General features: G+C 41.9%; 10 protein-coding genes. All 10 read right to left on the bottom strand.

Going from position 1 to position 19,993, the window contains the following annotated elements:
* Positions 1–80 precede the first annotated feature (80 nt).
* The 10 genes from WDA22_01805 to WDA22_01760 all read right to left on the bottom strand — a co-directional run bounded on the left by WDA22_01805 (position 81) and on the right by WDA22_01760 (position 19,976).
* Positions 81–437 (bottom strand): hypothetical protein, encoded by a 357-nt coding sequence (locus tag WDA22_01805; GenBank protein ID MFA5832186.1) that lies wholly within the window; start codon positions 435–437, stop codon positions 81–83.
* A 480-nt stretch (positions 438–917) separates the two neighbouring features.
* Complete coding sequence (locus WDA22_01800; GenBank protein MFA5832185.1) at positions 918–2,279, bottom strand: sigma-54 dependent transcriptional regulator; 1,362 nt, start codon at positions 2,277–2,279, stop codon at positions 918–920.
* Positions 2,280–2,724: 445 nt separating this feature from the next.
* Entirely contained in the window at positions 2,725–3,207 is a 483-nt protein-coding gene (locus WDA22_01795; GenBank protein ID MFA5832184.1) for a DUF255 domain-containing protein, read from the bottom strand.
* 38 nt (positions 3,208–3,245) lie between these two features.
* Positions 3,246–3,518, bottom strand: a complete 273-nt coding sequence (locus tag WDA22_01790; GenBank protein ID MFA5832183.1) for a rhodanese-like domain-containing protein — start codon at positions 3,516–3,518, stop codon at positions 3,246–3,248.
* A 379-nt stretch (positions 3,519–3,897) separates the two neighbouring features.
* A complete protein-coding gene (locus WDA22_01785; GenBank protein MFA5832182.1) occupies positions 3,898–5,562 on the bottom strand; it encodes an FAD-dependent oxidoreductase in 1,665 nt (554 codons plus the stop codon).
* A gap of 283 nt (positions 5,563–5,845) precedes the next feature.
* Complete coding sequence (locus WDA22_01780) at positions 5,846–7,363, bottom strand: DUF4384 domain-containing protein (GenBank protein ID MFA5832181.1); 1,518 nt, start codon at positions 7,361–7,363, stop codon at positions 5,846–5,848.
* Positions 7,364–7,457: 94 nt separating this feature from the next.
* On the bottom strand, positions 7,458–15,797 hold the full coding sequence (locus WDA22_01775) for an FG-GAP-like repeat-containing protein (GenBank protein ID MFA5832180.1): 8,340 nt from the start codon (positions 15,795–15,797) through the stop codon (positions 7,458–7,460).
* 83 nt (positions 15,798–15,880) lie between these two features.
* Complete coding sequence (locus WDA22_01770) at positions 15,881–16,930, bottom strand: hypothetical protein (protein ID MFA5832179.1); 1,050 nt, start codon at positions 16,928–16,930, stop codon at positions 15,881–15,883.
* A 115-nt stretch (positions 16,931–17,045) separates the two neighbouring features.
* Positions 17,046–17,873 (bottom strand): cohesin domain-containing protein, encoded by an 828-nt coding sequence (locus tag WDA22_01765; GenBank protein ID MFA5832178.1) that lies wholly within the window; start codon positions 17,871–17,873, stop codon positions 17,046–17,048.
* Between the two features lie 165 nt (positions 17,874–18,038).
* On the bottom strand, positions 18,039–19,976 hold the full coding sequence (locus WDA22_01760) for a PEGA domain-containing protein (GenBank protein MFA5832177.1): 1,938 nt from the start codon (positions 19,974–19,976) through the stop codon (positions 18,039–18,041).
* Positions 19,977–19,993 lie beyond the last annotated feature (17 nt).

The raw sequence follows: 19,993 nt of genomic DNA, 5'->3' as shown, positions 1-19,993 counted from the left end.
TTGTACTTTACAGTGTAATGAATGTGTTTCGTTAAGAGTGCATATGGAAAGTTCACACCTTCCATATGCTAAAGAGCACCTTACTTTTTGCCTGTACGATTCATATTTCCCTTTGGTCCTGTCCCATCACAGATACCGGTTCCTGTGCAATTACCTTTTCCGGCACCATATCCTGTTCCATCTTTCGGTCCTTGACCTTTGTTGCCTGTACCATCTTTCGGACCCATCCCTTTTCCTTTTTGACCATTTCCCATTTTCTGGCCCTGATGTGTTCCGAAATTGTCACAAATTCCATCGCCATCTTGATCGACAAAATATTGACCGTTACCTTTTGGTGTTCCGGTCCCTTTTTGCTGTGCAAATGCAGAAGCTGTGAACATAACACCGAGTGCGAAGACTACGGCAAGTGTTAAAGCAGTGTTGATGATGCGTTTCATAAAACCTCCTATTGGATTGTAGTGTTGGTAAATCAGTTGTGAACTTGTTGCGTTCTGGTCATAGTATCACAACCACCGTGCCAAAACATTTTTAATGTTTTTGCTGAGAGAAATGAAAGATTTTAATTTACCGGTAAGATTAATCGACAAAATTGTCGAATCGATTCGACGTTTATGTCGAGCATAGAAATGGAAACGCGCTAGAAATTTTTCAAAAAATAAATACGTTAAGATTTGTTCTTCGCTCATAAGGAAAATATGCTCAGATCCTTCGCTTCGCTCTAAGGTAAGCATGCTCAGATCCTTCGCTTCGCTCTAAGGTAAGCATGCTCAGATCCTTCGCTTCGCTCTAAGGTTAGCATGCTCAGATCCTTCGCTTCGCTCTAAGGTTAGCATGCTCAGATCCTTCGCTTCGCTCAGGATGGCAGTGGGTGATGGTTGGAATGGAAGAAAGGGGTGCTCTTAAGGAAAGCGATGGAATTACTTTACGCCCCATTTTTTTAAGCGATAGCGTAAATTTCGTTCTGAAAGTCCCAGAACTTCTGCTGCTTTGGATTGGTTGTTGCCATGAAGGCGTAGAGCTTCGAAGATAAGTTCTTTTTCTAATTCTTCCACTTGATCGGAGAAGGAATGTTGTTCACGTTTCTTTTGGCTGATCTCGTGGGAAGTGCCGCGGACAATTAACGGTACATCCTCGGTGGTAATCATATCTCCCCTTGAAAAAATAACAGAGCGTTGAACAATATTTTCCAACTCACGCACATTACCGGGATAATCATATCGGGTCAACAACTCCCAAGCTTCTTTGGAATAGGACAATTTTTTCCGTTTATGTTCTTTGGCAAACCGAAGCAGGAAATGTTCCAAAAGCAATGCAATGTCCTCTCTTCGTTTGCGAAGCGAAGGTATTTCAATGGAGACAACATTCAAACGATAGAAGAGATCTTCGCGAAATTTCCCTTCGCTAATAGCCGTTTCAAGATTTTTATTGGTCGCCGCAACAACACGAACATCAACAGAAATCGTTTCGGAACCACCGACACGCTCGAATTGCTGTTCCTGCAAAATACGTAACAGTCGAACCTGTGTCGCGGGAGAAATGTCCCCGATCTCATCCAGGAATATTGTCCCGCCATCAGCAAGCTCAAATCGGCCGCGGCGTTGTTTTTCCGCGCCGGTAAACGATCCTTTTTCGTGACCGAATAATTCACTTTCCAAGAGATTATCATTCAGTGCAGCGCAATTGACCGCAATGAATGGTTTATTTTTTCGAGGACTATTGAAATGGATGGCGCGCGCAATGAGTTCTTTACCTGTTCCGCTTTCACCCCGAACAAGCACCGGAGCTTTTGTCTGAGCAACACGCGATGCAGTGGACAATACCTCCTGCATAGAGGCAGATTGGGAAACAATTTCTGTAAAGGCAAATTTATCGACAAGCTGTTGACGTAATGATTTATTTTCCGATATCAATTCCTGACGTTCCTGTAAACGCCGAATAAGAAGATCGATCTCATCCAGTTCAATCGGTTTACTGAGATAATCGTATGCACCGGCGCGCATTGCATCCACAGCCCCTTCAATCGTGCCAAAAGCAGTCATCAATACAACAACTGCTTCTGCATCAACCTTTTTTATCTCTTGCAAAAGATCAAAGCCGGTTTTCCCCGGCATTTTATAGTCTGTCAGAACCACATCAAAATGTTGATTGCGGACCTGCGTCATTGCTTCCTGAACTGAGGCGGCTTGAAAAATGGAATGTTTTTTCTTTTTTAAATAACCGGAGAGGACATCCCGTTGGGAAGGTTCATCATCAACAATCAAGATACGGAAGGAGTTCATCGGTCAGCTATCATTGCAACACTGAAACAAAACACATTATATTTTCGTTACAGATATTTTTTTAACTTTATTACTGAAAATTAGCCTTTTAATTGCAGAGAATAGAGGACATTGTGTACAGAAATTCGTGGCAGACATAACAATGAACATCCCACCCACAAATAGTCCGAAATATTGATGAAGTCCATTGATCACAAACACAAGAATCTGAACCAGACCAAAAGTAGCAAATAATAGCCGGACTATCTTCCTTTTTGTCATTCTTCCCTTTCGCGATGCGTGGCACTAGAAGTATCTCAAAAATGAATTTTATTGTCATTCTCTACGAGTCGTAGACCGAACTAAGTGAGGAATCTCGTTTTTATAATTGAAGACAAAATCGAGATTTCTCGATGCTTCGCATCTCGAAATGACAATGTTTAGGTATTTTTGAGACCACTCCTAATTATTTTATCCCTTTTTCTTTAAGGTATTGTTCAAAATTCTTCTTTTCAAAATGGTTCTCACCAATAAATGTTAATACATGGATGAACATTTTCGGCTCGGAAAATCCCGGAAGCACGGTAATTGGCTCGCCGTTTGTTTTCATAAACAATGTGGCAGGATATCCATCGACTCTCATTCCCTGAGCAAACTCACCCGGACTCATTTTTTGTCCTGAATATGTAATCTGCTCATTTCCCTCTGCGTTTAATTTGATCAACACATAATTTTTTTCAAGATATGCTTTTATTTTTTTATCCTTATAGGTCACCGTGTCCATTGTTTTGCACCATTTACACCAATCCGTATAGACATCAATAAGTACTTTTTTGCCAGATTTTTTTGCTTCGGAAATTCCTGCGTTGAATTTTTTCCACGGAAGGTCTTTCGCCAAAACAGTTGAGGATAGTGTAATAACAAGCATTACAAATAATAATCTTTTCATATGAGTCCTTCTTATCTTCTGTAAGCTACAACATTGTTTTATAAGCCGGGCATATCATACAATCCGCCGGCATTAACGACATCAGTATATCCTGCGTTCTTTAGCATGCGGGCAACGTACGCACTTCGCGCGCCGGAAGCACAATAGACGATGACCGAACTGTTTTTGTCTCCGAATTCACTCATCCTCAGCTGCACTTCATTTACCGGAATGTTCACTGCATTCGGAAATGCTTCTTCATTAAACTCTTCCACTGTTCGTACATCGACAATTTTTGCACCATTTGATATTTTGTCTGCTAAACTAGACATTTCTTTCTCCTTAAAATAAATATGATATTATATCAGACTTGTTCAAAATACATTAAAAAAAACAACAAAATACTTCACTCTCTTCTTTTCTTGACGGAGCAAGAAAAGAAGCAAAAGAACTCCTTGCGAAATTTAACGCGCGCGATGAATCCCGTTCGCTCTTGCCCGTTGATGGCGCGAATCGCGCCATCAAAAGTCCCGTCATTCATCGCTTTCCCATTCGCTCAGTCCTCCTAAATTTCGCACCCACACACTTTAATACGATCTCAACAATACACCAAAGGGGGTTTACTACTTGTTATAAAAATATATTTGTCCAATTTAAGTTACTACAGTAAATTTTGTATTCATTTAAGACTTATTTTGGACAGCAGTGATATTATATATTGAAATTCCAACCATCAAACCATTGTGCCGCGGAGTATCCACCCGTAATATTAAATATGTTAGTCCATCCTTCGGCTTTAAGAATCTGTAAACTCGTGTGTCCAAGGAAACCATCTTTGCTTAATAAATATACCGTTTTATTTTTCGGTATATCATCAAGACGATCTCGAATTTCATCTGCAGGAATGTGAATAACATTCAACAGAGGAGCTTTCGCCTGTTCTCCAACAGTTCTCACATCCAGAATAATTCCATTCCCTTTTTCCAACTCTTGCATTACTTCAACTGGCGTCTTTATTGGACTATATCCGCTGATATGATTGAGACCGATGAATGATGCCATATTTACGGGATCGTTTGCGCTGTTGTATGGTGGAGCATAGGCAAGATCCAATTCAGAAAGATCTTCCAGGGTCATTTTTCCATGAAGAGCTGTTGCAAGCACATCGATTCTTTTTTCCACTCCAGCTTCGCCGTATGCTTGTCCACCAAGAAGCTTCGTCGTTTTCTTATCATACACAATTTTCAATGCAAGTGGTTTTCCGCCGGGGAAATAAGTGACATGATTATCTTTAAAGACATAGGCAATCCCAACATCAAAACCTGATTCACGTGCCGCTTTCTCCGATAATCCTGTTGAAGCAGCAGTTCGATCAAATAATTTTACAACCGATGTCCCAAGCGCGCCCCGATACACCATCTTGCCGCCAAGCACATTTGTCCCGGCTATTCTTCCTTGTCTATTTGCAGGTCCGGCAAGAGGAATACGAACTTTCTTACCATGCACCTTATTTTCTATTTCTACCATATCACCGGCAGCATAAATATCCGGATCATTTGTACACATTGTTTCATCAATAATAAGACCGCCGCTTGGGCCAATCTCTAATCCGGCAGATTTTGCCAGCGTCAATTCAGGACGAACACCAATCGAAAGCAAAACCATATTTGCTTCAATTGTTGAACTATCACTCAGCGTTACACTGTTTTCTGCAATCGCAGAAAGACCGATTGACGTTTTGACAATGATACCTTTTTCTTGAAGTCCCGATTTGATCATCGCTCCAAATTCAGGATCCATCAAAATCATCACTTGTGGAGCCAATTCAACTAATGTTACTTCTATCCCTCGTGCATGCAGTGCTTCTGCCATTTCCAAACCGATAAATCCACCTCCGGCAACAACAGCCTTCTTTGGTTTTTTCTCTTCGATAAATTTATGGATGCGATCCATATCCGGAATTGTCCAAAGCTTAAAGACATGATCATTCACAATACCGGGAAGTGGCGGAACAATTGGTGAGCCCCCTTGAGCTAATATCAATTTGTCATAGGAAAATTGTTCTTCACCTTGAAGTGTTCTTGCAAAAACTATTTTTTTACTTCGCTGAATTTCGATTGCTTCCGTATTGGTCTTAACTTGCACACGATAACGACTGAAGAATCCTTCCGGAGTCTGAAGAAGCAGATTTGAGCGACGCTGAATATCTCTACTAATAAAGTATGGAAGTCCGCAATTGGCAAAACTAACATACGGCCCTTTTTCTAGGACTGTAATCTCTGCCGTTTCATCCAATCGTCGAATACGTGCTGCCGCCGTTGCGCCGCCGGCTACGCCGCCGATGATCAATATTTTTTTAGGATTGCTGTTTGTCATAAAATTCTTAAAAATCTCTTTATTCCATCTGTATTTGAAATAAGTCTAAATAGTCCGGTTGCACAGTTTCTTTCGTTGATATGATGCATCAAAGTACACTTTCGATTCAAACATAATCACAAAAAAGGAAGAAAAATTAAGAATAATACTCCAAGATCGAAAAAAATTGCATTTGAGAGGAATTCATGAGTGAAAAACTATTTTTATTCGGTTTTTTAAAATAAAAACGCCAATCGGATGACTGGCGTTAAAAATTAGTGTTGCATTTCAAGTGCAATAAGCGTTATTCTTTCATCGTGGTGAGATTAATTCTTGTTTCGGATTGCATGGTTGCCGGTTTTGACGCCTTAAACCCGCGCGTCTTCACCAAGAATGATTTCAAGTCTTCTTTAAGGTAATCATATCCATCAATACTTTCGATTGGCGCCGGATCAAATTTATCAGTCCGTGCAAAAATTTGCAGTACCTCACTTCCAAAAGGAGGTGAACATTCAAATTCTTGCGGTATCTCATACGCAACATTCACTTTGGTAGCATCCAGAAAATATTCATTATACAATAATGCCCGTTTCCCATCTGCCAGGTGATAGATAAAGCGGATATAAGAAGGCATATTCACACGAACAGTTACTTTCATCTTTTCTCCCTCGGTGAACAAATTCCCTTGGGTCTCTTTGTTCGTCCACGCTTCTACCATCAAACCTCCCCCGGCACTCTCTCCCTCTGCAAATATTTTTTGATCGGCAAGCGCACTTTTGTAATTTTCCGGCGTCATGCTTTTATTACTTGATGCAATGATTAATATCGGGACCGTCGCCTCAGCGCTGGCAATAATTCTTCCATCCTTCACATTCCTCATATTGATCAGGAATTTAACATTCTCTTTCTGTTCCCAATACGATCCGGTCAAAATATACGGCGCACCTGCCTGTGCAACGGCATCCCATTGAGCTACTTCCGGCAATTTTTGTTCCAGTACTTGATTGAAATATCGTGAGAACGAACTTCCAATTTTCGTATCCTGATAAACTAATGGAGTCACCAATGTTTGAATTTTTCCTGACTGCTTTTGTTCTGCCTGATCTTTCAATTGATAACTAAGAAACCATGCCAAGTCATCCACCGTGTTGATTGGACGTTGAACGATCTTTGACACCGCTTCCCGAATTTGGCCGACGGTAACTTCATTTGTTTTTGCAGTTTGTTCCAGTTCATTTAAGGAATTTGAAACTTTTACAAATGTAAGGATCGATTGCGATTCTTCTAATTGACGAACCAGCGGATAACAGCTGAGATATTCGTTTAAAGCCTGAGTGGATTTTTTTTGCCCCTCCATTGTTTTTGCCAGTTGTATTTTGTCCTCAATCTCTTTTTTCAGTGCACTTACTTTAGAAGAATAGAGCAAAACAAGATGGTCCCTTTTCACAAACACAAACGCATGGATCTCCTCTTCATCGTCATCGTAAAACGTTTCAGTTTCTAATCCTTGAATTTCCAGATTGGACGTTGATTGAGTGGCACTGGAAAAAAATGATGAAAATGCACCTCCGGTCTCCTCCGATTTCGCAGCAACGGTCGATTGAATATTAATTCGGATCTTTTCAATAAGATTTTTGCGGGCGTCGGCAATAGCATTCCCTTTTGCCTTTTCTTTTTGAGCATCATTCTCTACCGATTCAATCCCATACCCAGTAAGAAATTGAAACTCGGGATGCTTTGAACTTTTCCCCTGCTTTGTCACCCATTCGGGTGTTTGGCTGAAGAGCAACGATATTGAGAAGACACAAAGAAGAGTTTTCATAATAAACCTTTATACTAAAAAAATACGGCACGTGGAGTACCGTAGTTTTTACGCTAACGATTTTGCGATACCACTTTGTTAAGATACCGTGAGATCACTTCAGCAGCAACATTTTTTTTGTCTGCACAAAATCCTTGGAATATAAGCGGTAAATATAGACGCCGGTAGCGAAGTTTTGAGCATTCCATCGTGCTGTGTAATAGCCCGCTTTTTGGTTTCCATCCATCAACGTCGCAACCTCTTGTCCTAAAAGGTTATACACCTTTAACACAACTCGTGTATCTTTCGGCAGCTGATATTCGATAGTCGTTGCCGGATTGAATGGGTTAGGATAGTTTTGCGAAATGGCAAAAACTTCCGGAACGACCGGACGCCAGCTAATAGACGAAGTTCCTCGTGCGATATATTTCACTGCTCCGCGATAATCGTAATATACTGCCGATAATTCGATTGGTTCTTCCGTTAACTTCTTCGTGGTATACAGTGAAAGTGAAAGCGCCCGATCGATATTTTTCTTTTCCAGCGTAGAATCGAACGAAGCAACAGTAAATGTAATCAAACCGTTATCGCCGTTTTTATTTACCAAAGAGAAATTGTTTCCTTCACTGTGCGCTTGAACGGAATCGAGAGCAAATGATCCCACTGTTGTCTTAATATAGACTGCGACTGCCCTCGCTGAATCAATTTTTGGTAATTGGATTGTGAAGTTCTTCTTCTCATTCGGTTTTAAGTGTGTCTGTCCGACCAAAGCAACTTCCTGTTTTTCTTCCGTTGATCGTTTTGCGAAGAATGCATTCGGCACAGGATTTTCTACCCACCAATTCCACATGCGTGAGAATGTCATTAAATCTTCAAAATCGCGGTTTTTATCTTTGGCAATGACAAGATTTGGAGGCGTGCCTGTTGCCGGACCGATATCGACAACACTTAAATTGTTATTGGACCAACCGTTAGCAAACACAGCAAGGTCGCCCGTGGATACACCTTTTACGCCATCAAAATCTGCAATGTACGGAACATCATATATCTTCACTGCGTTATTGGTATCGATATTCCACATTGCATCTCGTGACCGGACATAAAAGTAATATTTTTTATTGTTTTCAAGATTTCGAATGGTATCACTTGTTGATGCCAGCGAATCATACTCAGCAGGAAGAGTATTTTTATCAAACACATTTTGTGAATGATAGATATAATACATAATCGGCTTAGACGTATCTTTCGCACTACTCCATTGCAGAATCAACGAACCCAATTCATGCGATGCATTATCCAATACAGTGGTGATACCCGAAAATTCCGGTATTTTCGTATCCACAGTGAAAAGACCAGATTCGCCAGCAACGCCAGATCCGCCTCTTCCATTAGGAACTATTTTAATTTTTACTAAAGCGCCTTCGAAATTCGGAATCTCTTGCAATGGATTCCATTGGACGGACAATAATGATCCAAACTGAGTTATGGCAGATTGTGTACCGGTGATTTTTGATGCAGTTTTCCACTCTGTTCCATTATTAGTAGAATAGGAAATAGCAATTGATGCTGTATCATTATTCACTGATTCCAGCAGATACGAGATCGGGACAGATGACCGGTACGTTGCTGATGAGACTGTGACTGTTAATGCCTTTATTTTCCTTGATGGCACAACGGAAAGTATTGTACTATTTTGTTCACTGTTACCTACAGCATCACTCCCCCGAACCGCAAAATAATAGGTCTTAAATGCTGTTAAATTTTTAATCACAATTGTAGTATCTGTCAAATCTGTTACTATAGGTTGTGTATAATTTATCGTAGAAGATTCGGATTGATACAGCGAATACTTCATCGGTAAAGAATAATCATTTCCCCTATTCCATTGTAGGATGACTCCGGTTCCACTGGTATCCGCAATCGCAGCAACCAAGCCACCAAAGACGGGCGCTTTGTTATCAATTGCAAATTGAGAGGAAATAAGTGAAACGCCATCACCAGCTCTTCCAACCGGCACAAGCTTAAGCGTAACTGTTCCTACTTCTCCCGAAATATCGGCGGATGTATTCCATGTGAGCGTATCGTTTTTCGATTGAGTAATTTTCTGCGCTGAAACAGGAATTCCTTTAACAGTGTCATACACTATACCATTGATAGAGTGCAGAGCCACAAGACTAACTGTATCCGAAGTAGCCACAACAACCGAATATGGTATTTTTATTGCACCACGTTGTGTAACGGACGGAAGCGTTATCAATGCTATTCGTGATTTTGCAGAGGGAATTGCTGTGACTATTGTTGTGTTCGTATCAAGATTTCCCACAGCATCAATAGAACGAACAACAAAATAATATCGTTGAAAATTCTGAAGGTTTGCGATGGTAACCGAAGTTCCAGTAAGTTGGGTATCAATCTTTGAATAATTGAACGATCCATTTTGTGTAGCAATGAACACGCGATATGTTATTGGCGGAGTAATGTCCGCAGCTGCTCCCCACGAAATGGTAACCTTGTTCGTATCACCAATTGCAACAGTTGCCCCTGCAAATTGCGGTGTTTTATTGTCAACCGAAAATATCGGCGTTACCACTGAATCACCGATGCCGCCAAGTCCTGTCGGACTGATATAGAATTTCACTGAAGTCAATTCTTGATTTGGCAAATCGATTTTTGTGTTCCAATAGACTGTATCCTGTAATGCCGAAATGATAAGGTTAATTTTTCCCGAAATGTTACTTGTTTTCACGTACGTCTTACCGCTATCGGTAGAATAATAACCGGTAAGTGAAACAGTATCAGCGGTTCCTAACGATACCGTATATCGAATTGCAACAGTGCCGAATTTTGTTGAAGGAACAGTAGCAATCGGAGTGAGTGCTGTAATTTTTGGTAACGTTCGAGTAGTCTTTATTTGTAATACATTGCTCCAAGCACTCGAATCGTTTATTTCGTTTAGTGCCGAAATGCGATAATAATAATTTGTTGATTCTGTTAAACCGGAATCAATAAAAACCGGCTGCGCCGATGTCCCTAGGATTGAAAACTCGGATCCGTCCAGACTCCGGTAAATGATATATTTTGTTGGTGTACCACCTCCGCTTGACCATTGAATTTTAATTCGGGTATCTTTAATCTGCGATGCACTTAAAGAAACAGGCGTTTCTGGTTTTGCTATTACTTTTATCGCAAAACTTGTATCACCTGTTGCATTAAACGCTGTCTTTGCGCCTACTTTGTAAAAATATTTTCCTGAAGGACTCAACGTTGAATCGATGTGCAGTGTGTCCGATACCGTTCCTATGAGCGCAGTTGTTACACTGTCAGCACCTCGATAAATGGAATAGGAAACAGCATTTGCGATACTTTTCCAAATAAGTGTTGCACGAGTTTTCTGTATTGCTTGTGAAGAAAGAGCCGGGGCATATAATTTGGTGATAAATAATGCGGCATAACTTTTTTCACTTTCAAATCCTGTAATATCCACGGAGCTTAATCGATAGTAATATCGTTTCCCTGATTCTAAATTAACACTGGTGAAATTTGTTTGTATTGTGGAATCAATCAGCACAACGTTCGACGAATCCGATCCTCGGTAAATTTTGTATCGAGTCAATGCAACTTGTCCACCACCCTCTTGCCATGAGAGCGAGATATTCGTATTACCTAATGTTGCCGTTATATTGACGGGAGGAGCTTGGAGATTAAACGATTGTGGAGCTCTTGCGATCTTGGAAATTCTCACTTCATCGATCAAACCTTGCCACCGTTCAGCCATTGTGCCTGACGTTCCAATTTTCAGATCGGCAGTGTTTGCATCACCAATGTTTCCTGCTGCCGAACTCAACAGTCTCCCATTCACATACATCCGTAACGTTGTTCCGTCGAATGACCCGACAACGTGAGTCCATTTATTCATCGGTGCAAAAACGGTATCGGATTTCACTTCAGAGAGGATACTATTTTTTTTTGCGTTAAAGACATACCCTTTGCCGCTTTCCCATACAAGTTGGTAATTTATCTGATCAGACGTTCCTACTCTTTTACCAAGGATATGCATACTTCCAGAAATGGGATTGCCGGTCCGATAGACCCACGCTTCTATTGTTAAAGGATCGGTAGAAGTAAAATTAAGAGACGCTGAATTTGCAACTGTAATTTCATCGCTCGTCCCATTAAAGTTTCGTGCTCTGCCAAATCGTCCTGTAACAATTGTCGTTCCCGTTGCTATTCCATTGTTACTCAATGATGTTGAATCTGTAACGGATGTCCCATTTAATTCGTTCATGTGAAGAATCATTGAGGTATTTGCATCAACAAAATATTCACCGGCAAACAGACCAGTCGGTGTTGCAGAAAGTATTTGACTGTATTCTCCCTGTTGACCGACACTATCGACGGCGGCAACGCGAAAATAATATTTTTGATAATTGATAAGGCCGGAAATTACCCGCGATGTATCATTTTGATTTCCGGCAATAGTGGAATCGATCTGCTTTAGGGGAATGGCTGATGTATCGGCAAAGATGCGGTAGCGGAGAATGTCTTTGTCTGAGACTTTATTCCATTTAATGGTAACTTTTGCGTCGCCTGACAATGCAGAAACAAAGATTGGAATAACCGGAGGAGAATTTAGGGTTATTGTATTTCTCAGGATCATGAGGTCATTTACCGTTCCCGTTGCCGACAGGATATCGGTTCGTCCGTCATTATTAAAATCACCCAGCGACATTGAATATGATACCGTCGGTTGATATTGCGGCGACGCTTCGAATGAGTTTACGCTGAAGCTCGATCCGCTGCTGACGATCTTATTCCTGAAGATCGTTACTGGGCCCACAATCAGATCCGGCTTCCCGTCTCCGTCCATATCGTTTATCCCTAGCACGGATGATGCTGACGAGATCAATACTGCTGTCTGGAACGTGAGACTTCCCGGTGTGGTCGTGGTATTACGGTAGGCGTTAACACCAGAGACGCCAACGGTAAAGATATCCAACTTCCCGTCTCCGTTCGCATCACCAACAACAACTTTGTCCGAGTTACCGCTATTAGTACTGCTGAACTCAACTTTTGCGGCCAATGAGACCGTTCCGGGTGTGCTTGTATTCAGAAGAACACTCACACTCCCGAATGTGTTTGTGGTCGGGCAAGACGCGATAATATCTAGCTTCCCATCACTATCGATATCTCCCAACACAACATTCCCCGGCGAGTTGCTACTGGTCGATGCCGTTGCCTCTACCTTCGGAGCGAAGGAGAGCGTTCCGCCGGCTGTGGTGTTGCGAAGAACCGATATGACCGCGCTTGTGCTCAACACAACAATATCATTCTTCCCATCTCCGTCGATATCACCGATCCTCAATGAGTTAGGACTGCCGGTTGCCGATACCGCCATCGTCACCGGACTGGCGAACTGTACCGTGCCCGGAGTTGACTCGTTCAGATAGGCTGATACTGTCTTATCAGTAAAATTATTTACTGCGATATCTATCTTCCCGTCTCCGTTCAAATCTCCGCTGGCCATACCATACGGACCAGACACCGTGTTGACTGTTATCTTCGCATCAAATGAACCGACAGAAAATGCTCCGGTTCCAGTATGATTATTGCGATACAATAAAAAATTGCTCGCATTATAATCGCCGATAGCAATATCCGTCTTCCCGTCTCCGTCAAAATCTGCAGATGTTGAGCCATAGAGTAATCCGCCGCCACTGGTTGCTGCGCTGGTAACAGTCACCCCCGCTGCGAATGAGTTCGCATCAAAACTCTGAACACCAAGAAAGGTCGGCGTGAAGAATGACTTCGATGTTGCGGTGAGTCTTGTTGCTGTATCTGTGACAGTAATTGCTCCAAGAGTTGCGCCATACGGCACAGTCACAGTGAGCGTTGCTGCGCTGCCGCTGGACGGTGTTACCGATACCGCGCCAAAGATCACTTTATTGTTTGTTGTTACAACATTAAAGTTAGTTCCAGTGATCGTGATAACGTCGCCTGGTTTTGCGGAGGTTGGAGTGAATGAAGTGATCGTAGGAATATCCCTTGGCGTGAACCCTTGCGCTGCAGAGTAATTTGTGTTTCCAATACTGTTGATGGCTCTTGCGCGCCAGAAATACTTCGTGTTGGCAGTAAGATTGTTTATGGTAACTGTTGTTAATGCTGTAGTGGTATCAAATGTCGGTGATACAAAACTGCTGTCGGTTCCTACTTGAATACGGTAACTTGTTGCTGCCGTGGATGAGGACCAGTTGAACACCACCGGGTTCCGTTCGTTCGATCCATTCATTGGTGAGATCGGTGTTGGGACAGGAACATAGGCAAGAGTATTTCTATGTATTTGGAGATCATTTGCTGTGCCGGTGGCCGACATGATATCCATTCGCCCATCGTTATTAAAATCACCCAGCGATATTGAATAGGTGATGGTCGGCGTATAATTCGGCGATGATTCGAATGAGTTGGTACTAAAACTCGAGTTGCTGCTGGCAATCTTGTTCTTCATGATATATACGCCGCCTATAATCAAATCCGGCTTCGCGTCACCATCCATATCGCTCATCACCAGTGACGCGCTTGTTCCTACACCTATGATGACCCCAGCCTGGAATGTGCTCACTGATATCGTGCCGGGTGTCGTGGAGATATTTCGATAGATATAGAGTCCACCAGGACCCGCGGAGAACATATCCAGTTTACCATCACCATTAGCATCACCCAAAACGACACTCTTTGAGCTATTGGAATTGGGACCGGCGAAGTCCACTTTTGTCCCCAGCACAATCGCTCCCGGTGTGCTGTTGTTGGGAACAATGGAGATATTACCAGATGTATTAGCAACAGGCGAAGACATCACAATGTCGATCTTCCCGTCTCCATCCACATCTCCGAGTGCAATATTCCCATATTCGACCTCGGATCCTGCCGTCGCGTCCACACGAGGAGCGAATGACAATGCTCCGGATGTGCTGGTGTTTCTGTAAACCGAAATCAATGTACCAAGTGTACCCACTACCATATCCTGCTTCCCGTCTCCGTCAATATCTCCGATTGCTACGGTAATTGGATTTATCGGTGTTGAAACTGTCAGCGGGTTAGAAAACTGGACCTGTCCCAGTGTCGATTCGTTCAGATACGCCGATACTGTTTTATCATTATAGCTAACGACAGCAATATCAACCTTTCCGTCCCCGTTCAGATCGCCTGATGCTATTCCATACGGGTGCGATCCCGTATTGAACGATACCTTCGCATCAAGCGAACCTGTAGTGAACGTACCAGTTCCTGTAAGCTTGTTGCGAAAAACTGAAAAAATACTCGATGCTGCTTCAACGATAGCAACATCGGTATTCCCATCTCCATCAATATCTGCTGAGATTGAATTGTGAATGAACCCGGCTCCCGTTGTCGCTCCACTGGTAACCGTCACCCCCGCTGCGAACGAGGTCGCATTAAAACTCTGTGTCCCTAAAAAGGTCGGTGTAAACGTGCGCATAGAAGCAACGGTAAGACCATTCACCGTCACTGTAATGGGACCAAACGTGGCCCCAAATGGGACGGTTACTTTAATATCGGAAAGCGATGAACTGGCGACGCTTGCTTTCACTGCGCCAAAATAGACGATATTGCTCGCCTGAGTTGCGCTAAATCCAGTACCTGAAATCGTGATGGTATCGCCAGGCTTACCAAAGAGGGGTGCAAAAGAAGTGATGGAAGGAACCGAAGAACCTCTGCGTATGGTAAGATTATTAGAATAATTGCTTACTGCATTCGCTGTGTTGACTGCTGTAATACGAACATAGTAAAATGTTTGCAGTTGAATGTTTGTAAATGTTTTGGATGTATCACCGGCAGTGAGCATACTGTCAACTAATGTTGTCGGATCTTGCGATGTACTGAAGTAAATCCGGTATTTTGCAAAATCGATATTTGTATTCTTACTCCATTTAATTGTGACATTTCCTCCGGTCGTATCTGTTACGACTAATCCGCTTGGAGTTGTTGGAATCACAGTACTTTTTGTAAACGACTTCTCAATCACCACACTCCATTTATTATTGGAATCTTTCGCCCGGACAAAGAGTTTATGTGAACCGGCAGCGAGTCCGCTGATATCCGCAGTAAAAGATCCTGTCGCATCATTTGCGGATGAAATTGTTACTGCGGTACCATTTCCATATCCCGGGTCGGTGTTAAAATAATATTCTATCCTCGTAATATTTGGATTGGAAGCAATATTTTGAAGAATAAAAGGCTTTGAGACAGGAATTCCCCAATGCCCGTTCTCATCCATCGCCCGAATATATAACACATGTATCCCTTCGGCCACACCTGTAAGACTTGCGGTAAAATTTTTTGTCAGATTATTAGCGCTCGTAATTGTAACGCTCGTTCCACTGCCAAAGCCCGGATCGGTGTCGATAAAATATTCTACTTTGGTGATTTGTTGAGCATTCACGCAAATGTTGAATAGAAGGAGAAAAAGGAAAGTCTTGAAAAGTCTCATAATCATACTATTATCGTTAACAAATTTCAGTGAGATTAATTTTTCCCTTGCACTTTAATTGTTACTGGTAACCCTGAAGAATTTGACCCGGAAGAAGATGCACTAAAGAAATAAACAAGAGGTATAGGTGGAAGACCGGAAAGGACATATGGATCGCTCCCACCAAACACGCCGCAATCTTCGCCGTTAGAACCAGCGGCAAGAGCAGGAGAACCTGATTTCAACTGCATCCAAGAATCACCTGAACTATAAACTGCGAGATTATTTACTAAAACAGTGCTTAAATCGATATTTAGCTTATTGTTATTACCTGATGGAAGTGGACTTCCATCGCAGATATTATTTCGAGCAATCGATGTACCTGTTGAAATTGATGATGTTGTGATGATATTATTTTCCAATACTCCCGCTCCCAACCGCATTTGACTTGCCCCCCACAATATATTGTTGCGTATATCAACTGTAGCATTCGGCGAATAAACAGGATCAGCAACTGCAACTCCTTGTTGGATATAATTATTTGAAACAGTGATATTATTACATCCAGATGTCACGTCAATTGCTGAAACACTTGACGAATTGTAAATATAATTTTGTGTCACTATAACGTTAGAAATTGCAGAAGTTCCACCGTTTGGCGCTTGCCCAATTCGAATTGGTCTGGCAGTACTTGTTATACCAGAATTTCTCTTAAACAGAACATTGTTTGCAGAGATAAGAATATAATTATTGAAAACGATACCCATCACCGTTGTTCCGCCTGCATTTGACGTTATGTAAAGTGCATCAACAATAAAGGAGGAATTTGTTATTGTGCTTGCAACAGATGAAAGAAAATATCCAGGTCCAATAAGTGTCAGTTTTTTATCAATGGTAATGTATGGACCGGTTCCCCATCCAGAATATCCTGTCGTTGATCCAATGAGATAGAGTGTATCACCAGCAGTTGCACCTGCAACTGCGGATTCCAGTGTCGTAAAATCCGATGATTGCCCAACATTATTATTCACAATCCAAATTTTTGCATAAGAACCGACAGACAGTAATGAGAGCATTACTAATAAAAAAAGAAAACGTGATTTCATCTGATATTCCTTATAACTTGATTGATAAAATATTTAAACTTTTGTCGCTCGTGAAAAAGTGCCTGCGTAATTACATTTATTCTCAATTATCCATTATCAATTCTCAATTGCTTTTCTATTGTATTACCAATTTCCCATTCACCATCTCATTTAACCCGAGGGGAACATTGTTCGAATCGCGCAATGAAGATTCTGCTTTCACAAAGGTAATGATTGCATCGGCTTTGACTTTTGCACGGATAGATAAGGAAAGTATCACATCGCTCCCAGTTACCTGTTTTGCTACTCCTTTTTGCTGTGCCAGCAATGCAAGATTAATCACCATTTTACCACTCGATGGGGTCAGTAACTGCACTGTTGCATCAAGTCCGTTCTTTTTAAAGAGTGAGCCGGTAAGATCGTTTGCAGAGACAATTTCAATTTGGGATGGATCGTAGGTGAATGTCAGTTTTGCACCGGCAACACTGCTAATCTCCTCGCCGCGAATCTGGTAAGTTATTGTTTGTCCGGTCGACACTTTCAGCGCTCTGGGATAGAACCAAATGGATTGTGCCGGAATGGCGTTAACGATAAATGTCCTTTTTGGCGGATTCTCCTCGTATGTTCCATCCTTATGTTTTGCCCGGACAGAAACGGTATGTGATCCTTCATCAAGATCCGATACGGTCAATTGTCCTTCCGAAAAATCGGGTGACCATGCTCCGCCATCCAATGCATATTGGAATGCTATAACATCGCGTGTACCGGTGAAAGCTACTGTCACCGACGAAACGGAAATAGTCATACCGTCATTCAATGTTCCGCCGAAGGTGGTGACAGGTTTAATGTAATCTTTGCTGGAAGGATCAATCGCATTATTAATAGAGGAAAGATCCTGCTCTTTTTCGCAGCTAAAAAAGAGCGTGCAAACGAATGCGAAGAGGAGAATTGATGTGAACTTCATTGTTTACCTTTATAAATAAAATGTGACAAACTTATTTACCACGATCATTTTCTTGTTTCCAACGATACAGGAGTCAAGAATTTTTGAACATTGATTCTTTAATAAAAACTGACATTTCTCACCCCGTTTACGCAGAATGAGAAATGCAAAATGTACTAAGAGGAGTTACCAGGAAATTGATGCCATCACCTGACCGCCACTCTGTTGCGGAACAACATGCAGCGAAAGATTATCCGGAGTGGAATTCCAATCCGGTTCAAACAAGTAGACATCAAGAATGTTATAGAGATAAGTCCCCGCAAGTGCAGAAAGTGCAAGCATCCGCTGATCTTTCGCGTTTTGAAGATCATCGTATGCCTTCACTAACGCAGCCTTTTTCGCCGGAATTAATAATGGAATTGTCTCTTTTTTATATAATAGTGTTGCGGTATTAAATTTATCGGTTTTTCCATTCACATTATTCACAGTGAAGAGAGCACCTCCAGCAGCGGCAAGAAATGATACACGAATGAAATATCCCATCCCATCCCGTTCTTGATAAAACTGACCGCCACCGGGAAACATCATGGACTTCACCATGGCGCTTGAAGCAGTTTTCGGAACAAGCTGATAATCGATCTTTAATGATTGGTCAGGACGAGCGCTGAAGGATTGTTCGAATTCTTCATAACCTGCTCGAGTAACAAGGAGCGTATGATGCCCAATTGGAATCTCAACATTTTTCGCAGGAGCATCACCGAAAAACTGATCATTGAGGAATATTTTTGATTTTACTTTTCCATTCAATGCAAGCAAAGCTGTTGCAGGTTTTAGTTTTGCCAGCACATCGTACCGTTTGAATTCACTCAGAACAATTTTTTCACGGAACGGTTTGTATCCCTCAGCATTCACCTCCACGGTATACTCGCCCCATGGAACATCATTTAGAGTGAGAATAGTTTTTGATTCGGTTAATTCACCAATCGGTTTCCCGTTTAAGGTTACTTTCCCATCCACCTGAACGGATGATCCGATATTCAATCCCGACAACCTGATCTGTTCCATCGTGAGATCAATATTTTTTTCTTCCGCCGATGCAATTTGAATAGTCGATTTTGCACTTTTATATCCTGTCTTTCGTACTTCAATCTCTGCGCTTCCAAATTTTACTTTCGGAATTCGCAATGTGGGTGATGCTTTGCCTATCGATTTTCCATTCAAGAATACATCAACATCCTGTACCATACCGGTATTAATGATCAGATCGGAGTATTGAGCAGAGGAAGCCCCAATGCGCGCGAATACAAAATCGCCCCCTTCATCTCCCACTTCCTGAATCACACCATATTGTGGCATTTGTCTGTTCGGACTGTTATTTACCACCGGTTCTTGAATACTGGCAAATAATTTTTGTGCATTCAGGAAGGCATCTTTATTTTCAGATAATTTTTTAATCAAAAATTCAACAAAGACGCTTTTATCCGGTACAACTTTTAATGTTCCGCTCGTCATCGCTCGTCGGCTTGGTGTCTTGATCAGTTCCTGCATCGCAACATTTGCGTTGGAGAATGCATCGCGCGTCCGGAAAATACCTCCGGAGAAACATGCATCACTAATGAGCATGGTATGTTTTGCTTTGATCCCTTTCAGATAATCGCGAATGTCGCCGTTGGAGATCCACATATCGCGAACTTTTTGTTGTGCATCGGAAGGAAGCCAGTATCCTTGTCCGCGTTTCTCATCGAAGTATCCGTGACCGGCATAAAAAATTAAGAGATTATCTTTTTCGGAGATCTTGTCAACGTACGCTTCGAGCGTGGAATAAATATCGCGTCGTTTCGGATTTTTCAAAAAGGTAATATTGTCTTCGGCAAATCCGTAGTTATCCTGTAACACCTTTTTTAATTTTGTCGCATCGTTCACCGGTTCCGCCAATGGATTAATGCTGGGATCGGAATATTCCTGCGTCGCGATCAATAACGCATAGTACGTTCCGATTTCGTCTTCACCATTTTGCTCTCCTTCCGGAGTACTCACTTGGAATCCGCGGTTTTGAGCAATGGATAACGTCATGAACGTAACCAAAAAGAAAACTGCCGAACAAAAACGTAGAAGAGTGTTCATAGAAGTTTTACCTTTTT

Source organism: Bacteroidota bacterium, assembly GCA_041658205.1.
GTDB lineage: Bacteria > Bacteroidota > Ignavibacteria > UBA10030 > UBA8401 > UBA8401.
Note: the sequence above shows the minus strand (reverse complement) of the source record. Positions and strands in the feature narration are given on the sequence as shown.

Excerpts from the sequence above, each read along its gene's own strand:
- WDA22_01805 (MFA5832186.1), bottom strand. The coding sequence starts at position 437 with ATGAAACGCATCATCAACACTGCTTTAACACTTGCCGTAGTCTTCGCA.
- WDA22_01800 (MFA5832185.1), bottom strand. The coding sequence starts at position 2,279 with ATGAACTCCTTCCGTATCTTGATTGTTGATGATGAACCTTCCCAACGG.
- WDA22_01795 (MFA5832184.1), bottom strand. The coding sequence starts at position 3,207 with ATGAAAAGATTATTATTTGTAATGCTTGTTATTACACTATCCTCAACT.
- WDA22_01790 (MFA5832183.1), bottom strand. The coding sequence starts at position 3,518 with ATGTCTAGTTTAGCAGACAAAATATCAAATGGTGCAAAAATTGTCGAT.
- WDA22_01785 (MFA5832182.1), bottom strand. The coding sequence starts at position 5,562 with ATGACAAACAGCAATCCTAAAAAAATATTGATCATCGGCGGCGTAGCC.
- WDA22_01780 (MFA5832181.1), bottom strand. The coding sequence starts at position 7,363 with ATGAAAACTCTTCTTTGTGTCTTCTCAATATCGTTGCTCTTCAGCCAA.
- WDA22_01770 (MFA5832179.1), bottom strand. The coding sequence starts at position 16,930 with ATGAAATCACGTTTTCTTTTTTTATTAGTAATGCTCTCATTACTGTCT.
- WDA22_01765 (MFA5832178.1), bottom strand. The coding sequence starts at position 17,873 with ATGAAGTTCACATCAATTCTCCTCTTCGCATTCGTTTGCACGCTCTTT.
- WDA22_01760 (MFA5832177.1), bottom strand. The coding sequence starts at position 19,976 with ATGAACACTCTTCTACGTTTTTGTTCGGCAGTTTTCTTTTTGGTTACG.